The 7,010-nt window shown below is 47.2% G+C and carries 5 protein-coding genes and 1 pseudogene; 3 read left to right on the top strand and 3 right to left on the bottom strand.

All coding sequences use genetic code 11. The annotated features are described in order from the left end of the window. Positions 1-1,081, bottom strand: a pseudogene (locus C3B73_RS13320) (hypothetical protein); the annotation flags it as partial. Positions 1,082-1,805: 724 nt separating this feature from the next. Between C3B73_RS13320 and C3B73_RS13310 the strand changes: the two are divergent. Continuing rightward, positions 1,806-2,321: an HAD domain-containing protein gene (locus tag C3B73_RS13310; protein ID WP_103666094.1), complete on the top strand. Its 516-nt coding sequence runs from the start codon at positions 1,806-1,808 to the stop codon at positions 2,319-2,321. Between the two features lie 134 nt (positions 2,322-2,455). Here the strand turns inward: C3B73_RS13310 and C3B73_RS13305 are convergent, their stop codons facing one another. Next, positions 2,456-2,839, bottom strand: a complete 384-nt coding sequence (locus tag C3B73_RS13305) for an endonuclease domain-containing protein (RefSeq protein WP_103666093.1) — start codon at positions 2,837-2,839, stop codon at positions 2,456-2,458. A 370-nt stretch (positions 2,840-3,209) separates the two neighbouring features. On the opposite strand from C3B73_RS13305, the gene C3B73_RS13300 reads away from it, so the two are divergent. Both C3B73_RS13300 and C3B73_RS13960 read left to right on the top strand, forming a co-directional pair. Continuing rightward, positions 3,210-5,036 (top strand): Xaa-Pro dipeptidyl-peptidase, encoded by a 1,827-nt coding sequence (locus C3B73_RS13300; protein ID WP_103666207.1) that lies wholly within the window; start codon positions 3,210-3,212, stop codon positions 5,034-5,036. 185 nt (positions 5,037-5,221) lie between these two features. Then, complete coding sequence (locus C3B73_RS13960; protein ID WP_157939518.1) at positions 5,222-5,398, top strand: hypothetical protein; 177 nt, start codon at positions 5,222-5,224, stop codon at positions 5,396-5,398. A gap of 65 nt (positions 5,399-5,463) precedes the next feature. Here the strand turns inward: C3B73_RS13960 and C3B73_RS13295 are convergent, their stop codons facing one another. Next, the gene (locus C3B73_RS13295) at positions 5,464-6,957 is read right to left on the bottom strand and encodes a sodium/proline symporter (RefSeq protein WP_103666092.1); all 1,494 of its coding nucleotides are present in this window, start codon (positions 6,955-6,957) and stop codon (positions 5,464-5,466) included. Between the last annotated feature and the right edge of the window lie 53 nt (positions 6,958-7,010).

Genomic DNA, 7,010 nt, shown 5'->3' with positions numbered 1-7,010 from the left:
TGGGTTTGTTGGAACGACTTGAATTGTAGTCCTGAGCTGTTTCAATTGCATCATCTATGCCATCACCATCACTATCCGCATCACCATCAGATATTTCTGTGCTTAATCGGTCGCCTTTCTTTAGAGCTTTAGTGGATCTGCGATCTTGTGCTGTTTCGATTGTATCATCTATACCGTCATCATCACTGTCTAAATCACCGTCACCCACACCATCAGCAATGGAGCTCGGTTTATTAGACCGAGCGGAATTGTAGTCCTGCACTGGTGCAGACATGCCCTTAGGGCCACCAAACTTTATCTTAAGCCCCACTGTGGTAAAGAAATTCGTTTGCGGGGGTTGAGCCGTTTGTTGAACCTGGGGTGCTATCTCAAACTGCATGAACATCTCCTGAGAATTCGGTACAACCTGAACTTCCGACAGATCTCGTTGCGAATAAGTGAATTCATTTTGGGATAAGCGATGCTGAATGCCTGTAGCAACGGTTATGGCAAAACGGTCACTGCCACCGGGACTGAATTGCATCTGAAATTCCGGTCGAATAGCGGCTGACCATTTGGTATAATCCTCACCGGCATCATAACCTGATAGCTGAAGCTGCAGATCACCTGCTGAACCATCCGGATCATTGAAATCAACTGACATCGAGGGTGGTGAATTATAAGTAAGTGAAAGATCCAGACTGCTCCGGAAGGTAACCGGCAGGCTACTGCCAAACTCAAAACGGGGACCCAGACTCATAAAGAAGGAGCTCCATTTCTCATCAGAACCGGATACCGAGGTGTACTCCTCAAAGCCGGCTGTATACTGCTGGGTATCAAATGCAGGATCATAAGACAGTAAACCGGCATTTAATCCTACTCCAAATTTACCGGGCATATAACTAAATCCCACTTCCGGCTGGAAGCTTGTATTAATATCCGGATTACCGATCAACCCTCCCCCAAAACTAAGATCTAAACTGAAAGGATATGGGTTTTTCTGAGCCTGAAGCTGAAAAGCTGATAAAGTGAAAAGCATCAGAAATGTAAAATTAATACATACTCGTAACACATGGTTAGACGATCGAACAGTCTTCTTCATAGGTCTTTAGATTTGATTAGCAGGACCCCGCAGTCCCAGTATTCACTGATTTTTCATTTATACCGCCATGAATTAAACCTTTTTAAGTGCCATTTACAATAAAATACTGTGGCTCAACAAGATATGAGACATGTTAGGAGTGTTTGAACGGGTCCTAAAAGGTCTCGCAACTTTGCCACTTTCTCTGGTCATCTCCGCGAAGGCGGGTATCTTATAGTCCATTAAAGCACTACCATTCACCTTGGACTATGAAGGCTTGTTTCCCAATATTCCGTGATCATCCGGCAGCCCCGTGATTTCAGCGTTCAATTCCGATGGATTTCACGACCGAAGGTATTGCCCAACCTCCGGATGACCATCTGGGCCATACAATCAACCGGGCGGAGGTTCTTTGGTTCTCATTTCTACCCCGGGATAAATCCCGGGGCTTTTGTTTTCATCCTGCTGGGATGAGTTCATAAAAAATACGGTCCTTTGGCCTCCGTTTTTGGTCCATCACCAATCGGTCGTTCGGTCCATCACTGATCGATGAATCGGTCTTTCAATTTATCAATCCTAACCCGTGATCATCCGCAAGATCCGTGTTATCCGCGTTCCATTCCGAAGAGTTTCACTAATGAGTGTATCGTTTGAGAATAGCGGATTTAGGGGATTCTGGGATTTCGCGGATGCCCGATCTTACGCCCCACCTTGCACCTCTCCCCGAATGTACTTAGAATAAAATATGGAACTGCACGATAGAAATAGTGAAAACAATTCAAATCGCAAATTGACGGTGTTTGTGGATATTGATGGGGTGTTGAATACCGAAGACCACCTGAGAAGACAGAAGAAACAAACGGGACGAACCACTAGTCGTGACTGGTGCCCAATCGCCATGGCTCACCTTAAGCTGGTGGTGGAATATTATAACGGACAGATCGTGGTTACTTCCACATGGCGCTATGATCATTCACTCAGGCAGTTAAAAGCCCTTTTTGAAGAAAATGGTGTTCCCGGTGACTTTGTGGTTGACGTTACTCCTTCTCTGATCTATGAGTCATCCGGAAAGGTGAACCGTGGTGACGAGATACGGCAGTGGATCGCCGAACATTTATATTCTGAGGAAATTCCAAGGTATGTCATCCTGGATGATATTGATGAGGGTCTCAGTCAATTTGGAGAACGATTCATTCAGTGTGATCCACAGGTGGGCTTTGCAGACAAAGCAAAGGTGAAGAAGATCGCTGCGTTAATTTGAGATCGTCAACATCCATGAATGGAATATTGAATGTTAACCTTTATCTATGCGTGATGGATATTAATAAAAATCCTCCCTTGAGGGAGGTGCCAATATATTGGCTTGCCAAAATTGGCGGAGGGTGTGAGTCAGGGCTATCGGGTTTTCTCCAGTAATGTCTGAACTTCATTTCTCAATAGTCGCAAAACACCATCAAGATTTCGTTTAACATCTTTGTCCGTGATCCGAATAAAATGAACTCCGTGTGATTCAATTATTCCTTGTCTTTGTTTATCTGCAGCCGCACTTTCAGGATTATCATGACTGCTTCCATCGATCTCAATCGCAAGCATGATCTCATGGCAGTAAAAGTCTACAACAAAGGTTTCCATTGGTACCTGCCAGTGAAACTGAACTCCTAATTTACGTCCCTTGATCTGCTGCAATAATAGAACTTCAGAAAGAGTCATATTTTTCCGAAGCTTCCTGGCTAATGCTCTCATTTTTCGATCGTAAGGAATGATCTTATTTCGACTCATAGTAACTTCTTTTCATAGTTAGAGCCGTGAAAACGTAATTCCTTACAAAATTTTTATGGAAAGGGAAGTCGTAAATTGCCTTGACAAACAAACACCCCACACAACTCAAAAAGGAACAGCTTTTTGAGTTGGTCTCCCCTCAAGGGGAGAATTTTCTTACTTGATTTCCAGATAATTTCCGGAATAAGAGAAGATACTTGAAAAACCACCGTTAGGTTTCTCTACCTTGATGTTTACCTTATGAGTAAAATAATTTTGTGGAAGTGCTCACCTCCATCATTGTGTGTTCAATACTCTAATATTTCCCAAACAATTATTCTATTATCCATTACTTTCCTGATGGAAATAATTCAAACCGAACATGTACATGATGAGATCATTTAGAACTTTTACCCTTTGGCTTTCTGTATTCACTTTTATGGTCGTATCCGGGCTCAGTGCTCAGAACATTCAGGTCCCGGTTATCGAGGATGGGCAGGCGCAGGTCATTCCTGAGTTTGAGGATCCCGAAAACTGGATCCGCCACGACCTTTGGGTGGAAACTGAATTCGACTCTGACGGAAACGGTGAACCTGACCGTATGCATGTGGCGGTGACCCGACCCCAACAAACGGAATCCGGCGATCTGAAACTGCCGGTGATCTATGAAACAAGTCCATATTACGCAGGCACCGCACAACCGCCTTTTGATTTTTTCTGGAATGTGGAGCATGAGGTCGGAGAAGAGCCTCCGGCTAGAAAGGAAGGTCCTGACGTACAACGACGGGGAGAGCGACCGGTCATCTCTAATTCTCACATTCGAACATGGGTTCCGCGGGGCTTTATTGTGGTGCATTCGAGTTCACCGGGAACCGGACTTTCTCAGGGTTCCCCAACGGTTGGCGGTGACAACGAATCCCTGGCTTCCAAAGCCGTTATCGAATGGTTGAATGGTCGTGCCAAAGGGTACACCACGCCGGATGGGAATGAAGAAGTGGAAGCTTTCTGGAGCACCGGTCAGGTTGGGATGACGGGAACCTCCTATAACGGAACCCTTCCTCTGGCTGCTGCCACTACCGGTGTGGATGGACTGGAAGCCATCATTCCGGTTGCTCCAAATACATCTTACTATCATTACTACCGCTCCAATGGTTTGGTTCGGTCACCGGGTGGATATCTTGGGGAAGATGTGGACGTACTGTATGATTTTATTCATAGCGGGCCTGAGGAATACCGCGAGCGAAACAACCGGGTGGTACGGGATGGCATTATTGCTAAAGGCATCGACCGGAAGACCGGTGACTATAACGATTTCTGGGCCGGACGGGATTACCTGAATGATCTGGGGCCATTGAAAGCTCCGGTTCTGATGGCTCATGCTTTTAATGACTGGAATGTGATGCCGGAACACAGCTATCGGATCTATAACGCGCTCAAAGAAAAGGGTGTGGAAACGATGGTGTATTATCATCAGGGCGGACACGGGGGGCAGCCTCCGATCTGGCTGATGAATATGTGGTTCACACGATATCTGTATGATGTGGAGAATGGCGTTGAAGACCTCCCAAGGTCATGGATCACCCGCGAAGATGATGAACGCGATCAGCCTACTTCTTATCCGGAATATCCGCACCCGGGGGCGCAGGATGTGACCTTCTATCTCTCCGGTAATGCTCCGGAGCGAGGCACTCTAAGTACACAAAAAACGAACGACGCCGGCACCGAAACCTTTATGGATAATGTGTCTTTCGACGGAACCGCCCTTGCTAAGGCCAAATGGACCAACCACCGGTTGATGTACGTGAGTCAACCCCTGACCGATTCCCTGCATATCTCGGGAGTACCTTCCATCACCGTGAAGGTGGCAAGCAGTAAGCCTGCGGCCAACCTCTCTGTTTGGCTGGTGGCTTTACCGTGGGAAGAAGGTCGTGGCGCAAAGATCACCGATAATATCATCACCCGAGGCTGGGCAGATCCGCAAAATCATGACTCACTGACTGAAAGTGAGCCGCTTGAGCCGGGTACATTCTATACTCTGACCTTTGATCTTCAACCGGACGATCAGATCATCCCTACCGGACAACAACTCGGCCTCATGATCTTCAGCAGTGATCAGGAATATACCCTTCACCCACAGCCCGGCACCGAACTCACCGTCGATCTGGATGGGACAAGCCTGACGTTACCCATTGTTGGTGGAAAGATGAGTACCAAATAGCTGAATCATATCCTGCAATAGGAATGGAACGCGGATAACACGGATCTTGCGGGTGATCACGGTTTAGGGTTGGTGATTTGAACGACCGATTCACCGATTAACGATGGACCGAACGACCGATGTTTTTGAATGATCAAAGACGGTAGTCTAGGAGCCGTATTATTTTGTGCCCTCATCCCAACGGGATGAAATCATTAGCCCTGGGATTTTATCCCGGGGTAGAAATGAGAACCAAAGAACCTCCGCGGGTTGATTGTATGGCCCAGATGGCCATTCGGAGGTTGGGCAATGCACTCGGTCGTGGAACCATCGGGGGCATTATCTATCCCCGCGGACCGGGAGCCTGCCTGCCGTTGAGGTAGGGTCCGGACTTTCGTTCCCAACCGGGAGGTTGGAAACGAGCCTAAAGACCGAAAAACCCGATCGATCATTCCCGGACCATTTCCTCAAAATGCTCTTCGATCTTCTCGGGGGGTTGGGTGAGCTTACTGACCATCCATGTGGCAAACAGGCCGAGGAAGAAACCCGGGATGAGTTCGTACATATTATCTTTTAGAACGGGCACAAAATACCAGATGATGGTCACGGTTGTACCTGTCAGAAGTCCGGCAATGATGCCGGCCTTGGTTGTTTTCTTCCAGTAAAGGGCCATGATGGAAGTAGGCCCGATGGAAGCTCCTAATCCGGCCCAGGCAAACAGCACCAACCAGAAGACGATATTCTCGGCCACCAACCCAAAGATCAGCGAGAGGATCACTAAAATAACCACCACGATCCGACTATATAGAACGAGTTTCTTCTGTGAAAGATCTTCATCCTTTTTGATGAGCTTGTCATAAATATCACGGACCACACTTGAAGCGGCTACCAATAATTGGGAATCGGCGGTGGACATAATAGCGGCAAAAATGGAAGCGATCACTACACCAAATAAAATGGGATGCAGCTGTGTCTGTGCCAGCAGTGGGTATAAGTTCTCGGTATCACTACCCGGCAGCATGGAGACTTCCGGGAAATAGGCACGGCCAACCAAACCGATCATTACGGCCCCGACAGCCATCATTACATTCCAGAAGGTGCCGACATAGGCCGCGTATTTAAGCTGCTTGGCATCATCGATCGACATGTACCGGGAAAGAATGTGAGGATTACCGGGTGAACCGAGTCCGATGCCGACAAAACCGATGAAGGCTCCAAAACCCAGGGCAAAGGGATCCATGAATCCGATCTCGTGAAGGGTGAGCTGTTCAGCCATCACGCTCCATCCACCCAGATTCCAGATGGCAATGATGGGTAAAAACACCAGGGCAATGATCATGAAAAAAGCCTGTATGGTATCGGTCAGGCTCACCGCCATGAAACCGCCTAATACAGTATAAAGAAGAATAATAACGGCAGAGAGAACCACTCCGGTTGTTTGGGTGATCCCAAAACTGGAGGCAAAGGCTTTACCGCCGGCCACAAACTGAGAGGATACGTAACCCACCATGAAGATCAGGAAAATGATGACGAGAATTATTCTAAGGCTTCCGTTCTTGTCATCAAAGCGTTCGGCAAAGAAATCGGGGACGGTGATACAATCATACCGCTCAGAAAATTTACGAAGCCGTTTGGCGTAATACATGAACAGTAACCATTCCACGACAATGTACCCGACAGCCGCCCATAAGGCCGAGGCACCCTGAGCATAGGCCATGCCGGTGACCCCAAGCAATAACCAGGCACTTCGTCCGGAAACAACGGCTGAAAGAGCTACTACCAGGCGATTCATCTTACGACCGCCAATGAAGAATTCAGAGATCCCTTCTGATGAAAAGCGTGCGGAATAAATGCCGATCCCAAAAAGAATGATCAGATACCCGATAAATGCAGCCAGGACATAGCCGCTCCCGTCAATCGATATGGTATTTAGTTCATCCATTTTAAGATGATATAGAATTTATATTAAGTTTTTTGTAACAATTGACATGTTGG

It is taken from the genome of Gracilimonas amylolytica (assembly GCF_002911695.1).
Classification (GTDB): domain Bacteria; phylum Bacteroidota; class Rhodothermia; order Balneolales; family Balneolaceae; genus Gracilimonas; species Gracilimonas amylolytica.
Note: the sequence above shows the minus strand (reverse complement) of the source record. Positions and strands in the feature narration are given on the sequence as shown.

What these genes read in the sequence shown, in the direction of transcription:
- C3B73_RS13310 (WP_103666094.1), top strand. Translation starts at nt 1,806, where the DNA reads ATGGAACTGCACGATAGAAATAGTGAAAACAATTCAAATCGCAAATTG.
- C3B73_RS13300 (WP_103666207.1), top strand. Translation starts at nt 3,210, where the DNA reads ATGAGATCATTTAGAACTTTTACCCTTTGGCTTTCTGTATTCACTTTT.
- C3B73_RS13960 (WP_157939518.1), top strand. Translation starts at nt 5,222, where the DNA reads ATGAAATCATTAGCCCTGGGATTTTATCCCGGGGTAGAAATGAGAACC.
- C3B73_RS13305 (WP_103666093.1), bottom strand. Translation starts at nt 2,839, where the DNA reads ATGAGTCGAAATAAGATCATTCCTTACGATCGAAAAATGAGAGCATTA.
- C3B73_RS13295 (WP_103666092.1), bottom strand. Translation starts at nt 6,957, where the DNA reads ATGGATGAACTAAATACCATATCGATTGACGGGAGCGGCTATGTCCTG.